The 20,701-nt window shown below is 36.7% G+C and carries 22 protein-coding genes and 1 pseudogene; 8 read left to right on the top strand and 15 right to left on the bottom strand.

The window, feature by feature from the left end:
• Positions 1-77: 77 nt before the first annotated feature.
• The 4 genes from AC3IS5_RS12255 to AC3IS5_RS12270 all read right to left on the bottom strand — a co-directional run bounded on the left by AC3IS5_RS12255 (position 78) and on the right by AC3IS5_RS12270 (position 2,149).
• A complete protein-coding gene (locus AC3IS5_RS12255; RefSeq protein ID WP_489424667.1) occupies positions 78-497 on the bottom strand; it encodes a DUF5391 family protein in 420 nt (139 codons plus the stop codon).
• 32 nt (positions 498-529) lie between these two features.
• Positions 530-991 (bottom strand): GNAT family N-acetyltransferase, encoded by a 462-nt coding sequence (locus AC3IS5_RS12260; protein ID WP_489427881.1) that lies wholly within the window; start codon positions 989-991, stop codon positions 530-532.
• A 171-nt stretch (positions 992-1,162) separates the two neighbouring features.
• Positions 1,163-1,453 carry a hypothetical protein gene (locus AC3IS5_RS12265; RefSeq protein ID WP_489424668.1) on the bottom strand — a complete coding sequence of 97 codons (291 nt, stop codon included), beginning with the start codon at positions 1,451-1,453 and terminating at the stop codon, positions 1,163-1,165.
• Positions 1,454-1,534: 81 nt separating this feature from the next.
• Positions 1,535-2,149, bottom strand: coding sequence for a TetR/AcrR family transcriptional regulator (locus AC3IS5_RS12270; RefSeq protein WP_489424669.1), 615 nt, complete (start codon positions 2,147-2,149; stop codon positions 1,535-1,537).
• A gap of 181 nt (positions 2,150-2,330) precedes the next feature.
• On the opposite strand from AC3IS5_RS12270, the gene kynU reads away from it, so the two are divergent.
• From kynU to kynB, 3 genes are all read left to right on the top strand, one after another.
• On the top strand, positions 2,331-3,608 hold the full coding sequence (kynU, locus tag AC3IS5_RS12275) for a kynureninase (RefSeq protein WP_489424670.1): 1,278 nt from the start codon (positions 2,331-2,333) through the stop codon (positions 3,606-3,608).
• A gap of 205 nt (positions 3,609-3,813) precedes the next feature.
• Positions 3,814-4,668 carry a tryptophan 2,3-dioxygenase gene (gene kynA, locus AC3IS5_RS12280; RefSeq protein WP_489424671.1) on the top strand — a complete coding sequence of 285 codons (855 nt, stop codon included), beginning with the start codon at positions 3,814-3,816 and terminating at the stop codon, positions 4,666-4,668.
• 75 nt (positions 4,669-4,743) lie between these two features.
• Complete coding sequence (gene kynB, locus AC3IS5_RS12285; RefSeq protein WP_489424672.1) at positions 4,744-5,370, top strand: arylformamidase; 627 nt, start codon at positions 4,744-4,746, stop codon at positions 5,368-5,370.
• A gap of 405 nt (positions 5,371-5,775) precedes the next feature.
• Here the strand turns inward: kynB and AC3IS5_RS12290 are convergent, their stop codons facing one another.
• From AC3IS5_RS12290 to AC3IS5_RS12300, 3 genes are all read right to left on the bottom strand, one after another.
• On the bottom strand, positions 5,776-6,147 hold the full coding sequence (locus tag AC3IS5_RS12290) for a VOC family protein (RefSeq protein WP_427724735.1): 372 nt from the start codon (positions 6,145-6,147) through the stop codon (positions 5,776-5,778).
• Between the two features lie 261 nt (positions 6,148-6,408).
• On the bottom strand, positions 6,409-6,609 hold the full coding sequence (locus AC3IS5_RS12295; protein WP_038189357.1) for a cold-shock protein: 201 nt from the start codon (positions 6,607-6,609) through the stop codon (positions 6,409-6,411).
• A gap of 218 nt (positions 6,610-6,827) precedes the next feature.
• A complete protein-coding gene (locus tag AC3IS5_RS12300) occupies positions 6,828-7,115 on the bottom strand; it encodes a DUF1033 family protein (protein ID WP_489424673.1) in 288 nt (95 codons plus the stop codon).
• Positions 7,116-7,239: 124 nt separating this feature from the next.
• Between AC3IS5_RS12300 and AC3IS5_RS12305 the strand changes: the two genes are divergently transcribed.
• The 5 genes and pseudogenes from AC3IS5_RS12305 to AC3IS5_RS12325 all read left to right on the top strand — a co-directional run.
• Positions 7,240-8,967 carry a methyl-accepting chemotaxis protein gene (locus tag AC3IS5_RS12305; protein WP_489424674.1) on the top strand — a complete coding sequence of 576 codons (1,728 nt, stop codon included), beginning with the start codon at positions 7,240-7,242 and terminating at the stop codon, positions 8,965-8,967.
• A 71-nt stretch (positions 8,968-9,038) separates the two neighbouring features.
• Complete coding sequence (locus AC3IS5_RS12310; protein ID WP_489424675.1) at positions 9,039-9,155, top strand: acylphosphatase; 117 nt, start codon at positions 9,039-9,041, stop codon at positions 9,153-9,155.
• 249 nt (positions 9,156-9,404) lie between these two features.
• Entirely contained in the window at positions 9,405-10,061 is a 657-nt protein-coding gene (locus AC3IS5_RS12315) for a 5-bromo-4-chloroindolyl phosphate hydrolysis family protein (protein ID WP_489424676.1), read from the top strand.
• Positions 10,051-11,250, top strand: coding sequence for a toxic anion resistance protein (locus tag AC3IS5_RS12320; protein WP_489424677.1), 1,200 nt, complete (start codon positions 10,051-10,053; stop codon positions 11,248-11,250). Before AC3IS5_RS12315 ends, AC3IS5_RS12320 begins: the two co-directional genes overlap by 11 nt.
• Positions 11,251-11,520: 270 nt before the next feature.
• Positions 11,521-11,901: pseudogene (locus tag AC3IS5_RS12325) on the top strand (sulfatase-like hydrolase/transferase); the annotation flags it as partial.
• Between the two features lie 255 nt (positions 11,902-12,156).
• Here the strand turns inward: AC3IS5_RS12325 and AC3IS5_RS12330 are convergent.
• From AC3IS5_RS12330 to AC3IS5_RS12365, 8 genes are all read right to left on the bottom strand, one after another.
• Positions 12,157-12,969, bottom strand: coding sequence for an SDR family NAD(P)-dependent oxidoreductase (locus AC3IS5_RS12330; RefSeq protein WP_489424678.1), 813 nt, complete (start codon positions 12,967-12,969; stop codon positions 12,157-12,159).
• A gap of 25 nt (positions 12,970-12,994) precedes the next feature.
• Positions 12,995-13,384 (bottom strand): MaoC/PaaZ C-terminal domain-containing protein, encoded by a 390-nt coding sequence (locus AC3IS5_RS12335; protein WP_489424679.1) that lies wholly within the window; start codon positions 13,382-13,384, stop codon positions 12,995-12,997.
• A 27-nt stretch (positions 13,385-13,411) separates the two neighbouring features.
• Entirely contained in the window at positions 13,412-13,855 is a 444-nt protein-coding gene (locus AC3IS5_RS12340) for a MaoC family dehydratase N-terminal domain-containing protein (protein ID WP_489424680.1), read from the bottom strand.
• Between the two features lie 15 nt (positions 13,856-13,870).
• Entirely contained in the window at positions 13,871-15,016 is a 1,146-nt protein-coding gene (locus tag AC3IS5_RS12345) for an acyl-CoA dehydrogenase family protein (protein ID WP_489424681.1), read from the bottom strand.
• A 53-nt stretch (positions 15,017-15,069) separates the two neighbouring features.
• Positions 15,070-16,653 (bottom strand): long-chain-fatty-acid--CoA ligase, encoded by a 1,584-nt coding sequence (locus AC3IS5_RS12350; RefSeq protein ID WP_489424682.1) that lies wholly within the window; start codon positions 16,651-16,653, stop codon positions 15,070-15,072.
• Positions 16,654-16,779: 126 nt separating this feature from the next.
• The gene (locus AC3IS5_RS12355) at positions 16,780-17,232 is read right to left on the bottom strand and encodes a MaoC family dehydratase (protein ID WP_489424683.1); all 453 of its coding nucleotides are present in this window, start codon (positions 17,230-17,232) and stop codon (positions 16,780-16,782) included.
• 24 nt (positions 17,233-17,256) lie between these two features.
• Entirely contained in the window at positions 17,257-19,332 is a 2,076-nt protein-coding gene (locus AC3IS5_RS12360) for a sigma 54-interacting transcriptional regulator (protein WP_489424684.1), read from the bottom strand.
• Between the two features lie 149 nt (positions 19,333-19,481).
• A complete protein-coding gene (locus tag AC3IS5_RS12365) occupies positions 19,482-20,654 on the bottom strand; it encodes a lipid-transfer protein (RefSeq protein WP_489427882.1) in 1,173 nt (390 codons plus the stop codon).
• Between the last annotated feature and the right edge of the window lie 47 nt (positions 20,655-20,701).

Below are 20,701 nucleotides of genomic sequence, written 5' to 3' on the forward strand. Positions count from 1 at the left end.
AAAAAAAGTATGTTTTGAAATGAATTATTCAAAACATACTTTTTATTACATTCTGCCTCTGTTAAGTTAAGCTACTCCTAGTCATTGGATACAACTAAACGAATTTTTGAAGGTCGAAAAGCTACAAAAAACCAGCTAATATTAACAATTATTGCAGCTAAACAGATCGCTACGACGACAAAAATTTCAGGGACGATATTTTTAACAAAACCTAGGATTAACACTGTTCCCATTGTAGCTGTAAATATTAGTATGCCGAAGCCACAAAGGATTGCCATTACAAATTTCATCGCATTTATCCCTGCTACGAATAGGATTACAGGTAATAGATAGCAGAACAATATCATCACCATGCCTAACCACATACCTACCGAGCCAAATTTATTGCCATTCGGGCCCAAATCAGAGATAGGTGTGAGTGAACTTACGACTAGTAGAGAACAAAAAAGAATTGCAGAAATAAGCGTCATTACAATAATGCCTTTTCTATTCACCATTAGTAATTTAACCACCTTTTTATGAAATATTGCTATTTAATTGATAAATACATAACATCCTCATCATCATACACTTCTCCTGTAAGCAGAAAACCACATTGTTCATATAAATGTCGCGCAATTGTATTTTCTTTATGGACTGTTAAACAAATCTCCTTACAATTTTCAAATCGATTTACTATCCACTGAACCATCTCATTTAATGCTGCTTTACCATACCCTCGGCGTTGATATTTGTTATCCACTATAAAACCGTTTATCCAATACATATCCGTCGTATTTTCTTCATAAGCATACATTATGAAACCGACCATTTGCTCATTGTCATAAATGGCGAATGGTATATATTCAACAGAATCCCCATCTGGTTTGATATATACTTTTGCAAGAGAGACTGCAACTGAAGGCACATAATTCGTCTGGCCATTTTCAACACTTAACTTCAATGCTTCTTCCCAATTTTCTCTCGTTACGGGTTTTAATTGTACTTTTATATAAATCACCTCTATATCAATTTTATTAATGGCCATTTGACACTTTCACTACACCATATATCCACAATACATATATTTAGTTAAATTAATCCATAAGAATCAAACAAATAAAAAGCACTGTAAAAATACATCGCTTTATTTAAACTCTATATAACTATAAATAAAATATCATTAATCTATTTGTTGAGTAACAACGCTCTTTTTGAAAACACCAATCAATGTAAGAATTAACCCTATTATAAAAAACATTGGTAAGAGGAGCATCATCATACCGACACCAGCGAATCCATCACCAACAGCTATTGCCACCGCTATACTAATTAACCATCCTAAAAATGGTGTGAAAATGAACATTGTAACTAATCCCCAAATAATATATTTCTTTTTTAAAGATTGATTCTTAGTGAAAATCACTGAAAAATAAATCCCTAACAAAATGATAACTACGGCGAAAAGGAACAATTATTAGCCCTCGCCTATTCTATAAAAGTGTGTACTAAACTGGATTTTTTAGAACTACCAAATATAACATCATTAATATAATTACAAATACAAACCTCCGAAGTAAACTGACGTAATGGTTTGAGCAATTTCTTCAATAGAACTTTGATGTTCGTTACGGACAATTTCCCAAAGATACATTTCATTTGTGAAAAACCACCCTTTTGCTACAAGCTCATGGTTTAGCTCAGCTCTTGCCAGTCCATTTTGCTGTGCATAGGCGACGTCCTTTGATATTCGCTGAATGAACTTCATCCGAATTGTTTTCCATTTATCTGATATAACCGTTGAAATTCCAATAGCCTGTTCAAAAACTTGCATCATATTACGTTCCGCCTCTGCCATTTTTAAAAAAGCATTTGTTTGTTTGTTTATAATATGTTTTGCTTCGTCTTTTGATTTTGGAAAGAAAGAGGTTTCGGCAATTTCATAAAATTGCTCCATGATATTCTCCATTAATACAATTAAAAGATCCTCTTTCCCTTTAAAATGAACATAAGCCGTTCCATAACCGATATTTGCCTTTTTGATCATTTGAGAAATAACCGCAGCTTGAAAACCTTCTTCAAGGAAGATTTCCTTTGCAACTTCTAATAACTTCTGACGCGTCATAATTGAGCGTAAATGTCGTTTATCCCCTACTTTACGATTATCCATTCCTATTCCTCCCCTTATCTACTAGCATAAAGGAAATCTTTCAAAATAAAAAACATTTGTTGGAAAAAACTTCCGAATGATTTAATATTAATAATTTTCTGAATCAACTTATTGACATTGTGTCATATTCTTTGGTACGATTCTCTGGAATATTCAGGCAAACCAATTTAGGAGGATCATTATGGTTTCAAAATACACTTTGGATTACGCAAAACAACTGGATGAGAAAGATATCCTTAAAAGTTTTCGAGAAGAGTTTTATTTAAAGCCAGATTCCATCTATATGGATGGAAACTCATTGGGACTTCTTTCGAAAAGAGCTGAGCGCACTCTTTTGGAATCTTTAGAGGATTGGAAAAAGCACGGGATAGACGGATGGACTCAAGGGAATCACCCTTGGTTTTACATGGCAGAGAAATTGGCAGTAAAGATGGCAACATTAGTGGGTGCATCTCACGAGGAAGTTATTGTAACCGGCTCTACAACTGTAAATCTGCATCAACTTGTAGCTACTTTTTATAAGCCAGAAGGAATACGCACAAAAATTTTAGCAGATGAACTAACTTTTCCGACTGATATTTATGCTCTTCAAAGTCAACTGTCTATACATGGATACGATCCGCAAACTAATCTCATTAGCGTGAAAAGTCGCGATGGCCGATTTCTTGATGAGGATGACATTATCGAAGCAATGACCGATGACATCGCTCTGATCATCTTACCTACAGTTCTTTATCGCAGTGGGCAAATATTGGATATGAAGCGTTTAACTGAAGAAGCACATAAAAGAGGCATCATGATCGGATTTGATGGATGTCATTCTATTGGTGCAATCCCACATTTATTCAGTGAATGGGGTGTTGACTTTGCGTATTGGTGCAATTATAAACATTTAAATGGCGGTCCTGGCGCTGTTGGGGGCTTATATGTAAATCGAAAACATTTTGGGACGATGCCTGGATTGGCCGGATGGTTTGGGTCCAAAAAAGATAAACAATTCGATATGGAACATACATTAACACCAGCTGAATCTGCGGGCGCGTATCAAATCGGAACCCCTCATATTTTAAGTTGTGCACCCTTGATTGGGTCTTTAGATATTTTTATAGAAGCAGGAATCGAGAATATTCGAGAAAAATCTCTAAAAATCAATCAATATTTAATAGATTTAGTGGAATTCGAGTTGGAAAACATGGGATTTTTCATTGGAACTCCTAGAGAAGACATACGTCGCGGAGGTCATGTGAGCCTTGAGCATAAAGAAGCTGCACGTATTTGTAAGGCATTGAAGGAAAACGGTGTCATTCCGGATTTCCGAGCACCTAACATCATCCGTCTTGCTCCAGTTGCACTATATACTTCCTATGCAGAAGTTTGGAAAGTGATACAAATACTTAAAAATATCATGTCAGAAAAAAAATATGAAAAATTCAAGAATGAACGAGAAGTTATTGCATAACTTGATATCCACCAAAGGACAGTTTAAAAATTTCTAAATCATGCTTCAATTCGAGATTCCTCCGTTACTATTTTTACTTGTCTCCTTTTTTGTTTCGAATAGAAGAAATGCTAATCATTGTAGTGGAAGAATCTCTAGATGTGAAGAAAAAATAGATTAGAATCATGGGAAGCGATTTATATATGAAAAGTGAGGGGATCGCAGAATGACGAATCAGGAAAACAATGAACAAACAATATCTGGGCTAGAGAAAGAAATTCAAACCGATTTTCAAAAATCGATGTCTTACGGAGATTATCTCCATCTTGATAAGATTCTATCTAGTCAGCATAGACTTTCCGACCATCACGATGAAATGCTTTTCATCATTATCCATCAAGCGAGTGAGTTATGGATGAAGCTCATTTTACATGAGTTGTCAGCTGCTACTGAGTGTATACGCCAAAATAAGCTGGAACCCTCGTTTAAAATGTTGTCGCGCGTTTCGAGAATTCAACAGCAATTGATACAGTCATGGAGTGTCCTTTCAACTTTGACACCTTCTGAATACATGGAATTTCGGGATAAACTAGGTCAATCTTCTGGATTCCAATCTTATCAAAATCGTTTGATTGAATTTGCATTAGGAAACAAAAATGTCCATATGCTATCAGTCTATCAACATCAGAAAGAACTATCTGAGCAAATGCTGCAGGCCCTTCATGAGCCAAGTATTTATGACGCAGCGATTAATGCCCTTGTGGCACGTGGATTACCTATTGATCAAGAAGCTATTAGTAGAGATTTTTCACAAAAATATGAACCAAATACCAGTGTGGAAGAGGCATGGCTGACAGTTTATCGCGATGTCGAGCAGTATTGGGACTTATATGAATTGGCCGAGAAGTTAGTAGACATTGGCAATCAACAGCAATTATGGCGTTTTAATCATGTAAGTACAGTAGAAAGAATTATTGGCCATAAACAAGGAACTGGTGGATCATCAGGTGTTACGTATTTAAAAAGAGTACTGGACCAACAATTTTTCCCAGAACTATGGAGTCTAAGAACAAAGCTATAAGAAGAAATATAGTAGGTTTTTCTTTTACTAGAACTGCAAAGAGAATAATAGCCAAAAGAGATGGAGGTAAGATGCATGAGTATATGGATAGATATTTCACAACGTCTTGATGAAAATGTTGCAGTATGGCCTGGAGATACACCATTTTCATACAAAGTCAATTGGAGTAAAAATGAGAGTGGATCTGTCAATGTAGGTCAAATCAATATGAGTCTACACACTGGTACTCATATTGATGCACCTTTTCATTTTGATAACGATGGAAAAAAAGTAATTGATCTGGATCTTGATTTATATATAGGGAATGCACGAGTCATCCATTTACCAACCAAAACTAGCATTGGCGTCAATGAATTATCCAATTTTGATCTACAAGGCGTGACACGACTGTTAATTCGTACCGATGCATGGAAGAATCGAAGCGTTTTTCCACAAACCATTCCTCATATCCAGCCAGAATTAGCGGCATATCTATCAGAACTCGGTGTTCGTCTTATTGGCCTTGATTTACCTTCAGTAGATCCACTTGATAGTAAAGAATTGTCTGCCCATCATGAACTTGCCGGTCATAATATTCACATTTTGGAGGGGCTTGTATTAGACGATATTGGGCCAGGTAATTATGAGTTGGCAGCCCTCCCACTCCCATTGGTTGAAGCAGATGGAAGTCCTGTACGTGCTGTATTGAAAAAGTTACCATAAAAAGAAATAGAACCTGAAATAATACTTGAAATGTATATATTGAATTAAAATTTTTTCATAAGAACGAGCCGTTATGAAATTGATTTGGCTTGTTTAATTTATCTTGTCATAAATACTGATAAATCGAACATTCATTTAGCTCTTTAATTGCAATTGATGAAATAAATAACTAAATTGTTCTGATTGTTAAAAATTGTATAAACAAATAAAAAAACACATATTAGTCATCACTAACATGTGTTTTTCTTCTTTATGATTATTGGAAGGCAAGATTGATCTCTTACATTAACAATAATTCGGATGATGTGATTAAATCACGAATCCAGACTACTTGTTTAGTCATCGACAAGATTCCACCAATTTCGTTATACAAAAATCTATTGTAAAATGGCGTTTAATTGGGACTTATTTTGGTTCAATAACAGCAAAGTAATTCTCTTCAACATCCGCAAAGTTAAAGACTTTACCATGAGGTAATTCAACGATTGCTCCTACTTTAACGCCTTTTTCTTGTAAATTTTGATAGTCTTTTTCAAGATCATTTGAATAAAGCAAAATAGATGGTGTACCTAAATGTAATTCCGGACTCATTTTAGCTATAAATTCTTTATCATGCAAAACAAAGCTAGTTTCACTGTCTTCAGTAGGTGCAAGCTCTACCGATAATGGTTCGTTGCTTTTTTGTCGAACAACAAAGTTTAATTTATCCTCCCAAAAAGTTGCAACTGCCTCAACATCATTTACATATAGCATTACTTGTCCAATTTTATTAATCATAACGCCACCTCCTATTTGATTAAATTAGTATAACATGATAAGTGCGACTTAATATAGCCTATCGCTTCTACGGTACTATTAACATCCTTAGAAATCTTAATCCAAAAATAATTTGTAATAATGTATTATTTCACTCATTTAAACTTATACTAGCAACAGAAGCTTTTCCATTACATATTTTTCAAAGAATACATACTATCTACATAAAGAAGAACTGAAAAAAGGAATATCCCGAAAGATATTCCTTTTTATTAGCTAATATTAAAGTTTAGTAACGTTAGCTGCTTGTGGTCCGCGGTTACCTTCAACTACTTCAAACTCAACTTTTTGACCTTCGTCAAGAGTTTTGAAGCCATCACCTTGGATAGCGCTGAAGTGTACGAATACGTCGTTTTCGCCTTCAACTTCGATAAAACCGAAGCCTTTTTCTGAGTTAAACCATTTTACTGTACCTTGTTTCATGTGAGAAAACCTCCAAAAAAATAAATGTAGACAATATGCAATTAATGACCGAAATCAAAAATTCACATATTCCATAAAGTACCGAACTACTGCCGATCACTTCATGGAATATGTGAATGCGAGTTGCGGTTAATCAATTTCAATTGTTAAGACAATTATACGTACAGCTGGAAGTTTTGTCAATGAATGTTCATGATTTTTGGTAAATATTCTTATATTTAAGGTTGATTTTTCTCATCTAACCAAATAATACCGTGATAAGTTTGGATATCTTCATCACAAGCTTCACAAAACCCAACTTCATCATCAGACCAAAATGCCCAGAATCGTTCTTTTTTACTAGCGTCATGTTCATACTTTTCTTTGAAAATTTGTAAAGTTTTAATCAAAAAATGCTCTGCTTCTTCTTTAATTTCAAATACATTTTCTTCAACAATATGGTCTTCCCAACCTTCAAATTGCCACCATGGCTCATAATCCGCTTTCATATAAACTATTTTATACATATTTTTCAAATCCTTTTATTTGTATTTTGAATTCTACCGAAACCTTTTATTGTGCCTTTATTCCCAACTATTAATGTGCTAAAATTACTATAAAAATACAACATTTTAACACAGGGGGATACGGATGTTTGCTACTATTAGACCCAAATTAGAAATGGCTCAGCTACTCCAAAGAGGAACTGATATCAATACCATTGGGAGATTTAAAGATACATTAGCATTTAATAATTTCCATACAAGAGATGAGGAAAACTTAAAAGAACTGTATTCAAAATTATTAGAATGTACACCTTCCATGCGAGATATTTTCACAAAATACTTAGATGAAATTGCGCCAGATAAACATAATCCAATTTCTGATCAATATATAGAAAAATACTTAAATGCATTCTTTTTACATCCTAGAGATGAAAAGTACGTAGATGAAACTGTTCGTTTCTTCTACTTATTCAGACACCATAAATTTGAACCAGGTAAAACCATTGTTATCTTCAATCAATTTGCTTTTTATGTGACTACACACATATTGTATAACTTTGGGTACAAACCTGCCAAAGCATTCGACTTGATGCGTTCATTTCAAGGTGCTGTGAATATCGATCAAGAACTACTATTTGAGGTAGCCACAGAAAGAATGATTGAACACGCAGTTAGTGAAGTTTCAGCCATAATGGATACGAACTCACAAATTATGTATATGAAAGACCTTGTATATAGTTTGGATCGTCAAAACGAAGAAATTCAATCATCCACTGCTGCAACCGAACAGATTACTGCTTCCATTAGTGAAGTAGCTAAAACATCCGCCCGTATTTCTGAAAAAACAGCTGACTCTGTCGAATATGCAACTAATAGTAAAAACACCATTGACTTAGCATTAAATGAAATCTTTAAAACGGAAGAAACCTTCACATCGATTGTAGAATCATTCAGTGAATTACAAAAACGAGTCAATGATATCGAGAATGTAGTCACTTTAATTAAAGAGATTGCTGATCAAACAAACCTACTTGCTCTAAATGCTTCTATAGAAGCTGCACGTGCAGGTGAACACGGAAAGGGCTTTGCTGTTGTTGCACAAGAAGTTCGTAAGCTCGCAGAAAACACTGTATCAGCATTAGGAGAAGTCTCTTCAAACGTACAACATCTAAAAAGTTATTCAAGTAATGTAGCAACATCGATTTCTCAAACAACGACTATTATAAAAGAAGCTACAAATGAGGCAAAAGATTCCCTCCCCCTTCTGTCCTCAATCGTAGAAGCAATCGAAGAGATTAATGTCGATGTAACAAATACAGCAGCAATATCAGAACAGCAAGCTGCAGCAATAGATGAAGTCTCTCATCGTATGATACAAATTTCTGATTTGCAAGATAATATTCGCGAATTAGGACAAGCAACATCAGCCGGTATCCACCAACTAGGTGCTGAGATTAATCATTTCCGATTAAGTATAGTTGAAAGTAATAATGTCCAACTTTCAAGTAATGCCCTATTACAATTATCAAAAGCAGATCATATTCTATGGAAATGGCGCGTCTATAATATGTTCTTAGGGCTAGAGAGAATCGAAGAAAGTGAAGTCTCTTCACATAGAGATTGCAGACTAGGGAAATGGTATTCATCTGAAAAAGCACGCGTTAGATTCGGTCGAGAAAGAGCCTATATTGAGTTAGACGCACATCACCAAAAAGTTCATGAAGCTGCAAAACGAGCTGCTGTTTCCTATAACGCAGGTAAAATCGCCGATGCTGAATTAGCATTAAAAGAGGTTGAAAGCTCATCTCAACAAGTACTCCATTATATAAATGAACTCATCGAAAAATTGGAAAAAGAACGCTCAATAATATAATATAAAGATAGGTAAGCTGACAATATAGTAAATGTCGGCTTACCACTTCTAAATTTATTGAGGGCAATAGAATGAAAAAGCGAGCGCATTTCGTATTTACTGGCAAAGTTCAAAATAACGGATATCGATTTTTCATTAAACAAAAATCTATTGAAATCGGCTTAAAGGGTAACTACTTTTTTAAATGAACGTATGCAAATTGAAGTTGATATCGAGAGAACTATCGGCAGATCGACCAATTTCTTCAATATGTACAACGTGGTGTTAATCCACAATCGGAAAATAATAGTTTCCGTGTTGAATTACATAATGATTTAAAAGGGTATACTTCTATGGAGTCGGATATAGTTTAAACCGACTCTTTTTTGTACGATAAAGTGAAACTTTCTTGTATCAATTTCGTACATAGTATTAGGGTGTTTAAGGAGGAATTTAAAATGCTCAATTTCCGACACTTTCTAGCAAGATATGCAATCACAATCCCTTTTACTTTCTTCATGTGGTTTGTATTTCTATTTGGTTTTAAACTGAATTTTCTTGAATGTTCTGGCTTAGCTTTAATCACTTATTTTACAACAGCCTATATTGTCAAAAAAGTTCAAGTAAGAAAGCAATTGAAAATGGTAGGCATAACTCGCTCAGAATATCGTCACATTAAAGAACAAATGATGTTAGCAGAAGCTCAAATTAAAAACTTAAATCGACACTACACTAAGGTACGCTCAATCTCGGCCTTTAAACAACTATTTGAAATGAATCGATTAGCAAAACGGATTTTCCAAATTGTACGGACAAACCCTAAGAAATTTTACCAAGCCGAAGATTTCTTTTATGCACATCTAGAATCAGCTGCTGAATTAACTGAGAAATATGCCCTACTCTCAACGCAACCGATTAAAGACATGGATGTTCATATTGCTCTTCAGCAAACGCGAGATACATTAGAAGACTTAAATCATACAATGCAAGAAGATCTACGAGCGGTCTTAGCATCTGATATAGAAGAGTTAAAAATGGAACTCGATTTTGCTCAGATCTCAACGCAAAAAAACAAACCTTTGCTAGCTCGAAAGGAGAATTTATATGACGAATAATCCATCTTCACCCGAACCAGTTAAATCTATGGACGACCTACTTAGCAATCCTTTTGATATGCAGCCAGAACTAACGAAAGCACCATCTGCTTCCCCTGCTCCGGACATGCCAGTCAAACAAATTGACAGATTATCGGATGAGGATAAAAAGAAAGCGGAACAACTTGCTTCGCAAATTCCAGTTGGCAACTATGAATCAATTTTAACTTATGGTGCCAATGCTCAAAATGAACTTTCACGCTTTTCTCATCAAATGCTTGACCATGTACAACGTAAAGATATTGGTCCAGTGGGTGATGTCTTAAAAGATTTAATGGATAAGCTATCTGAAATCGATCCTGAAGAACTTTCTCAAGATAAAAAGTCAGGTCTTCGCAAACTTTTCGGTAAAATAGCACGTCCAATCCAAGAAATGATGACAAAATATCAAAAACTTAGCACACAAATTGACCGCATAGGCATTCAATTGGAACATTCTAAACGGGGTTTAGTTGAAGATGTGCAAATGCTTGATAAACTATATGAGCAAAACAAAACGTATTTCGAAGCATTGAATGTTTATATCGCTGCAGCTGAACTAAAACGAGACGAAATCACAGCCAAGCTATTACCTGAATTACGTCAAAAAGCAGAATTTGCTAACGACCAAATGCTTGTACAAGAAGTAAATGATTTGGCTCAATTCGTGGATCGTCTTGAAAAACGTATCTATGACTTACAACTATCTCGTCAAATTACAATTCAATCTGCGCCACAAATTCGGATGATTCAACAAACGAACCAGACGTTAGCAGAGAAAATTCAAGCATCAATTATGACAGCTATCCCTTTATGGAAAAACCAAATTGCTATCGCCCTTACTTTAAACAATCAACGAAGAGCCGTAGAAGCACAAAAACAAGTTACAAAAACAACGAATGACCTGTTACTTAAAAACTCTGAAATGCTAAAAGTAAATACGATTGAAACTGCAAAAGAAAACGAACGCGGTCTCATCGAAATCGATACTTTGAAAAAAACACAAGAAAACCTTCTTCAAACAATCGAAGAAACTCTTCAAATTCAAGCAGATGGACGTCAAAAACGAAAAGCAGCTGAAATTGAAATTGCTCGTATGGAAGGCGAATTAAAACAACGTCTACTAGCTATTCATACACAACAACAAAATAATAATCGTACAAATTATTAACTTATGGAAAAGAGCCCAATTCTAATATTAAAATTGGGCTTTTTCTAATTTTCACATAATGTATTTTTCGAATCGATTTCATAATGCCCTTTAAATAGCATTTTTAGATTTTCAAAAAGTTAAAATTGCACAGTGAATAAGCCCCTTTCAATTTTCGATAAAATTTGCAATCATTCAACATTTCATTACATATTATAACGACATATATCTCTTACAAAATTAAAGGGAATAAATAAGTTGGGCAAATCTAAGAAACTAGATGATCGTTGCCTGCCACATAAAAGACAGCCAAATTTTCTTTTCATTATTGTAGACGAAGAACGATTTCCGACCGTTTATGAAAATGAAGAACTAAAAGAATGGAGTCAGAATAACTTGAAAGCGCAGGAATCACTTCTCGATAGTGGTATGGCATTTTTAAATCACTATATTGGTAGCACAGCTTGTTTTCCTAGTAGAGCTACACTTTTCACAGGACAGTATCCATCACTGCATGGCGTCACACAAACAACAGGCATTGCAAAAGGAGCTTTTGACTCGGATGTATTTTGGCTAGATCATAATACAGTTCCTACTTTAGGTGACTACTTTCGCTCAGCAGGCTATCGTACATTCTGGAAAGGTAAATGGCATATTCCTGATGAAGACATGTCAAAAAGAGACTATCTCCTACTAGCGGTTCCGTACCAGGTATGCCTTCATGTGACAATTAGATTACCTTAACTCTGGAAAACCTTCTACAAAGAATCGAGGAAACAATTAGTTATATCAACATGTTTTATAAAATGTGATTCAACCGAAAACAAATAAGTGCCAAGTATCGAAACAATTATGAAATGTTTCGATTCCTAGCACTTTTCACTTATTGCTCTACTCTCTCACTAAAAGGTGAATACCTTCACTTAATTAAGTATACATTCCACCGCTGATGTTAATCACATGGCCATTAATGTAGTTAGATTGTGGCGATGCAAGGAAGAAAATGCTCTCCGCCGCTTCTCTTACGGTACCAACCCTCTTTTGTGGGATCGCCTGTTTGAACATTTCTCTAGCCTTTTCAGGGATTCCGACAGCCACGCCATTCACAATTTCCCCTTTTTCCTTTGCTTGGGTTAAACGTGTATCAATTACACCAAAAGCGACTGCATTGCAGTTTATATTAAATGCAGCCCACTCTTTCGCTACCGTTTTGGTTAAACCGATTAATCCTGCTTTTGCAGAAGAATAATTTGCTTGACCTGCATTCCCCATGACACCCGCTAAAGATGATACATTCACAATTTTCCGATAATTAACTTTCCCTTCCTTCAGGTCTGTCTTACCTGCATCACGAAGATATGGAGCCGCTTCACGAATCAAGCGGAATGGTGCAATTAAATGAATATCCAGCATTTTTTGAAATTGATCATCCGTCATTTTGTGAATTACATTATCCCATGTGTAACCCGCACTATTTACTAAAATATCTAACTTTCCATAGGCAGCAATCGTTTCACTTATTATCTGCTTAGGAAATTCAGGCGAAGTAACATCTCCAATAACAGCAATTGCTTCGCCGCCTTTTTCTCTAATTGCTTGAACTGTTTCTTCAGCCGGCTGATGATCCATATCGGAGACTACCACACGTGCACCTTGCTCAGCCATCATCTCTGCCAAAGCACGTCCTACACCTCTACCTGAACCCGTAATAATTGCTACTTGATTTTCTACTAATTTCATCTATATTTCCTCCCTTTCATTTCTATTAATCATTTTTTGCTACTACAAATTGACCTGCCAATTTGATTTCTTCAGCTTCATTTTTTATAATCAATTCTCCAATCAAGCGATTTTCACCATGTTCCTCAATTTCTTCGATAATTTTCCCTGTTACACTCAATTTCTCACCTGGGAATGACATATTAGTAAATCTGACTTTAAATTGGCGTAAATCATTTCTTGGAAACCATTGGGAAAGTGCTTGACCTGCAAATCCCATAACGAGCATTCCATGTGCAATTACACCACCCAATCCTGCTTTTTCCGCCACAGGTACAACTGTATGAATTGGATTGAAATCCCCAGAAGCGCCAGCGTATCGCACCAACTGTGTATGAGTAATCTTCGGTTTTTCAAGTTGAGCTAATGTATTCATAATTCATTCCTCCCTTTTCATGCGAGATTAATGTCTTTCAATAACAACTGACTGTGCAACAAGCACGCGATCATCGTTCTGATTTTTGTATTCCGTTTCTGTTGTGAATAGATTCATACCTTTCTTAACGGTAGCACCTGTTACAGTCGTTTTTGCGAATATTTCATCACCTGCGCAAATATCACCGAAATATTCATATACTTGTTCCCCGTGAAGTACTTTTAGCGGATTCATTTCAAGTACCTTGACGATGGATTCAAAATCCGGACCTGCCCACAAATCAATTGCAGTTGCAAAAGTAGGCGGCATGGGAATGTCTCGAAACCCTGCTTTTTGCGCCGCTTCACTATTAAAATAAATAGGATTTTCATCTCCGATTGCTATAGCAAACTCTTTTATTTTCCCTCTTTCCACAGCAAACTGATACGCTGCAAACTCAAACCCAACCTTACTTGCAATCTCTTTCTCCATAAAATGCATTCCTCCTTATAGGCCTATATTCTTAGCGATAATTGTTTTCATGATTTCATTGGTTCCAGCGTAAATTGAGGCAACCGGCACGTCACGATATCTTCTCGCAATCTGGTACTCTTCCATATAACCGTATCCACCATGTAATTGTAGACACTCACTAGCCACGCGTTTTGCCAAATCGGTAAGCCACCATTTCCCCATTGAGACTTGTGTAACGATCTCGTCACCTGCCATATGCTTGGTAATCAGGTCATCTGTAAAGACACTGCCAATTTCAATTTCTGTGGCCATTTCAGCAAGCTTAAATTGTGTATTTTGAAATTTACTTATCGATTGACCAAATGCCTTACGATTCTTCACGTACTCCATCGTCATTTCCAACATGACTTTTGATTGAGTAATAGAACCAATACAGAGACTAAGCCGTTCTTCCTGCAATTTGCTCATCAGATAATAGAAGCCTTGCCCCTCCACCCCTAAAAGGTTACTAGCAGGTACACGAGCATCTTGGAAAATCAATTCAGCAGTATCCTGCGCATGCAGACCAATTTTATCCAACTTTTTCCCTCGTGAAAATCCAGGTGTATCACGCTCAACTACGATAAGACTAATCCCTTTATGAGCAGGCACAATTTCAAAGTCTGTTTTACATACCACAACAATCAAGTCGGAAAGAATCCCATTGGTAATAAAGGTTTTCTCCCCATTGATGATGTAATCATCTCCATCTCGAACTGCCGTTGTTCGGACAGCCGCGAGATCGGACCCCGTTCCTGGTTCCGTCATTGCAACCGCCGTTATCAAATCACCAGAGACACATTTGGGCAGCCAACGTTGCTTTTGCTCCTCATTGCCAAAAGTATTAATATAAGGAACCACAACATCACTATGCAAACCAAACCCTAATAAGCTAGTTCCAACACGTAACAATTCTTCATTAATCACGACATTATAGGCAAAGTCTGCATTGAAGCCACCATATTTCTCATCTAACCACGGACAGAGAAACCCTTGCTCCCCCATCTTATTCCACAATGCACGAGGAATAATCCGTTCGTTCTCCCATTTGTCATAAAAGGGTACTACCTCTATTTCAAGGAATTTTCGAAATGCTTTACGAAAGATTTCATGCTCTTGCTTCAAATAAGTTTTGGTCAATTTGAACGCTCCTTTCCTTCACCTATACTAATGAAAATAGAATGCTAGAAAACCTAATGTATATATTTCCCTGTCTCTTTCCAGAACTGGTCACGCAATGCACGTTTCAAAATCTTACCCGCTCCACTTTTCGGTAATTCATCTATAATATCAATTGTTTTAGGTATTTTATAGTTAGCTAACTTCCCTTGAACAAATGATTGAATATCCTTCTCTGTCGCTGTATTAGGGGCTTTCAATACGACACAAGCCTTCACAGCTTCGCCCCATTTTTCATCTGGAATGCCAAAAACTGCACATTCTAAAATGGCTGGATGGGTGGATAACACTTGTTCCACTTCTAGAGAGTACACATTTTCGCCACCCGTAATAATCATGTCTTTTGCCCTATCAACAACATAATAATACTCATCTTCATCTTTATACCCGATGTCGCCAGTAAAGTACCAACCATTTCGTAATGCGTTTGCTGTTTCTTCTGGTAAACCCCAGTAACCTTTCATGATATTCGAACCTCTAGCGATAAACTCTCCTACTTGACCTATAGGCACTTCATTTCCTTCAGGATCAACAACTTTCATTTCGACTCCCTGCACCGCCTGGCCACAGGAAGTCAGCCGCTTTTCTTCCTTTTTTGTACCATTTATCACATGATCCTTTGCTTTCAATATAGTGAGAACAGGTGAAGCCTCTGTCATCCCAAATGCTTGGTTAAATTTTGCGTGAGGCATCATTCTCTGTGCTTTTTTCAGCAAATCAACGGACATAGGAGAAGCACCATAAGTTATTCTTCGTACGGAACTAATATCGTATTTGTTAAATTCAGGATCATGAAAAAGAAAAGTAAGCATCGTTGGAACCAACGTTGAGACCGTAACTTTGGCATCTTGAAATGCTTGAAGTACGTTTTGTGGTGTAAATATGCGGATGATTGCATGAGTTGCACCCATCATCGTAAATAAAAATGTTGAACCCTGATCTGCCAAATGGAACATTGGAGCTGCATGAAGGTAAATATCATCTTCACGGAAAATAAAATTTATTTGCATATTATAGGAATTGGCCATTAAATTTTTATGGGTTAGCATGACGCCTTTAGGGCTTCCTGTTGTTCCACCCGTATAAAAAATACAAGCAACATCTCCGTCCTCGATTCCTTCATATGATAACTCTTCATCTGGTTGTGCCTTAATCAGTTTTTCATACGATTGAATTTCGTCGGATTCAATTGAATTCATCAATTCCGAATTCTCAGCAAGAATAAAGTGGCGAATTCCTGGCACGTTTACTCGCAGTTGAGGAATAACTTGCAAAAACTCTTTATGCACAAACAGGACAGTTACACCCGAATTGTTTAAGACATATGAATTTTCCTCTGCATTCGCTCGAATATTGAGCGGTACTACAATTGCACCGAGTGCGGTTATACCGTACATTAACTCTATATAACGAAAATCATTCAGCAATAGTATGCCGACACGATCTCCTTTCTTTACACCCATCTCTTGAAGCGATTTTTTTAGTTTTGCTGTTCGTTTCATTAATTCTTGATAAGTAAATTTCTGTTCACCGTCAATAATGGCTAATTTCTTCGGGTACGTTCGTGCCGCATAAAGTAAACTTTTAGTGATAATCATTTTCCATCCCCCTTATCATGAATAACAATTTAAAATCAATTCTAGCAAGCACTGGCTTTTTATCAATTTTTAAATATTCAATTAATTAAGAAAGTGAGATTGATTGTGAACTGTAACAAAAACAGTTCATGTGTTTATTAACGATTGATCACGTTGAAGCAAACCCGTTAAACAAAATGTTAAAACAATTTCTTTCCGTTGATTTTTGACCACATACCGAAACGTGACAAATCCCCTGTCATTTTTTTTAGTGTGGGGGGTACAATCAAACACTTCAATATTTACTGTTATCACATCGGAAGGATAGACGGGTTTCACAAATCTGACTTCATCAATACCAACACCACAAATGATTTTCTTAGTAACACCGTCTAATTCGACGCCTAATTTTGTAGCAATAGATAGCGTATGAAGTCCTGATGCAATAATGCCTTTGAAGTGGCTACTTTTTGCTTTATGTTCATTAATATGGATATCATGAGGATCATACCGAGCTGCATAAGCTATGATTTCTTCTTTTGTCAGTAAGTAAGAACCGGTTGTGTAAACTTGACCTACTGTAAATTCTTCGAAGTACATACTTTCACCCCTTACAGAATAAAACTATGAAACTACTATTTGATACTTTTTTATTCTGTCGTACAAAACAGATCGGCTAATGCCTAACAGGTCTGCTGCTTTTGACTTATTACCTGCTGTTTCTGCTAAAGCTTCAAGAATAGCCTTTTCTTCAGCCTTTTCCATCATGTTTCTTGACGGCCCCATAGTTACATTTTTTAACAGTATTTCTACCTTGTTCACGACGTACTGTGGTAAATCTTCAAGCTCTATTTTTCCATGCTCGGCAAAAATCGTTGCACGCTCAAGTACATTTCGTAGCTCACGAACATTTCCGGGCCAATCATATGCCATCATCACTTCTTCTGCCAGTCGATCGATACCGGTAATGCTCACTCCATTTGACCTGTTTAACTCTTGGATAAACGTATTACTCAGCAACAAAATATCTTGTTTTCTTTCTCGTAATGGAGGAATCTCAAACGAAATTACATTCAGGCGATAAAACAAATCTTCCCGAAATTCCCCGCTTTCCACCATTTCTTCCAATGGACGATTTGTCGCTGCAATAATTCTTACATTCACTTGAATTTGCTCGACTCCCCCAACCCGGTAAAATTCTTTATCTTGCAATACGCGGAGCATTTTCGCTTGAAGTTGCAACGACATATCTCCAACTTCATCTAGAAACAATGTGCCTCCGTTCGCTAGTTCGAACTTTCCCTTTTCACCTTTTTGTTTTGCTCCAGTAAATGCTCCTCCTTCATATCCAAAAAATTCTGATTCCAATAAATGTTCCGGAATAGCTGCACAATTCACAATGACAAACGCTTCTTCCCTCCTAGGGCTAGCGCTGTGAATGGAGTGGGCGAAAAGCTCCTTTCCTGTTCCACTATCTCCACGTATTAGAACCGTTGATGTTCCTTTTGCCATTTTTAAAGTTGAACGAATGATTTTTTTCATCTGTTCGTCTTGTGTAATAATTTGTTCTACTGTGAACCTAGTCGCTTCCTGGTGTTTGATTGCGGCCTTCTGCTTTATCATTTCATTTTTTTCAAATCTTTTAAATACTTCTTGCATTTCATTTAAGCTGCGAAATGAAATTTTCCCAATTACACCAATTATTTCATCATATTGGTAAACCGGAATGCGATGAACTGTATATCGAATCCCATTTATCTCCATCATATCGCTAAATTCTGAGATGCCCGATTTCATCACCTTAGGTAATTCCATATGAGGAAAGACATCATCAACTGACTGATGGAGTATTTGTTGTTCTTCCATTGCAAACAATTCCTGCAAGGATGGGCTAATAAACGTAATCATCTTATATTCATTGATCATGATGAGACCATCGTAGGCGTTATTGATAACCGTTTGCATAATACTTTTCAATTTCAAGACAGTTTGTAACTCCTGCGCCATTCTTTCAACGTCAGTAATATCCTGAAAAAGAATAATATATCCGACTTCACCTTGGGCAGTACGATGAGTAGCCATGCGTGCTAGCGTGTTAAAATCACCAATACGAAGCCGATAATGCTTGGCTTGTAACATACTATCCAATTGGATTCTTGAAATAACTGTCGTTACGTCTTTATGAAGTAGTTCAGAATGTGCATAACCGCTCATCATGCAAAACTTAGGATTACAATAGACAATTGAATCTTTTTGATTGATGACAAGAGCACCTAAACCAGAGATGACTAGAATTTGCTCTAACTGCTCTTGGAGTAATTTCGTCTCCTGAAGCAATCCAAAAATGACATCTGTTTTAGTCGCCTGACCAATTACCTGCCCTACCTCATCGACAACAATTCCCATACCTATTTTAGAATTCTCAAGTGCACTCTGCATTCCCTCATTACTTGAGTTAATAGGGATCGTTATGGCTTCTTTTTTCATTAAAGTGCTTATATTAGTATCCATAGGTTTTCCTGCGATCAATGCATTAAAAAGTTCAGTCCTACTAAAAACGCCGACTACTTGACGGAATTTATTTATAACAGGAATCGTGTTCCACTGTGCTTGCCTCATTAATTCAATTGCCTGTTGAAGAGTACTTTCTGGCGAGAGATACTGTTTTAAAGGGGTAATGAGTTTCTTCAATTCCAGCATGATTTTCGGCTCCTTTTCCTTGAACAGTGAATTTACATTTTCTTTTTATAGATTGATAAAAAATAAGAATTCACTATTAAGTATAGCAAAGTACACCGATTAAACATTATATATTCAAAACATTCAGTTAATATAGTAAAAACTTACAATTAACTTAAACGATACATCGTTGTGATACATGCCCCACCAAGTCCAAGATTATGTTGGAGCGCAATTTTTGCACCTTCTACTTGACGCTTATTTGCTTGGCCGCGCAATTGCCATACGAGTTCTGTACATTGTGCTAAACCTGTTGCGCCTAGAGGGTGCCCTTTCGACATTAATCCACCTGATGGATTGATGACATATTTCCCGCCATACGTGTTATCACCATCATTGATGAACTTTTCCGCTCCTCCTTCACTACAAAGCCCTAGTCCTTCATAAGTAACAACTTCGTTTGGTGTAAAACAATCATGAAGTTCTACTACATCAACATCTTCCGGACCTATCCCAGCTTTTTCGTACACTTGTAGTGCAGAGCGTTGAGTCATTTCTGATCCAATGATTGTCATTGGATTTTCGTAACTGACGTTAGTATCGGTAGTCATTGCCTGCCCGACGATTTCTACTGCGTTGGATATCCCATGCTTTTTCGCAAATCCCTCTGTACAAACAATGACTGCGGCTGCTCCACAAGTTGGTGGACATGCCATTAATCGAGTTAACGTTGGGAAAAGTAATGGCGCATTCATCACATCCTCGAGAGTTAATGTCTTGTCAAACATTGAGTATGGATTCTGCACGGCATGTTTTCTAGATTTTACTGCCACTTTCGCAAAAATGTCCGAATTAGCTCCATACTTTTCCAAATAAGCCTTGCCACCTGCTCCAAACATTTTTAATGCAAGAGGTACATCAGGCAAATCGGGTTCCAGCTCATTCAATCGATCTAGTGCCCAGCCCATTGGAGGTGTGCGGTCATTCCAAACACTACTCAAAGCACCAGGTTTCATTTCTTCAAAACCAAGTGCTAAAGCGCAATCAACTTCGCCAGATTCTACTGCTTGACGGGCCATATACAAAGCGGTGGAGCCCGATGAACAATTGTTATTTACATTAATGATTGGAATTCCTGTCATTCCTACCTTGTATAACGCCGTTTGCCCACAAGTACTATCCCCATACACATAACTTGCATACGCCTGTTGAATATTTTGATAATCAATCCCTGCGTCTTCCAATGCGCCTTGAACAGCTTTTGCAGCCATTACTTCATACGGTTCATGCATACCAGGCTTTTTAAACTTCACCATACTCACTCCAAGTACATTGGCTTTCATGCTCACATTATTTCCCTCCTCTTTGTTTAACCAAATAGATCCGCCTT

The sequence above is a fragment of the Viridibacillus sp. KH_047 genome (assembly GCF_057838945.1).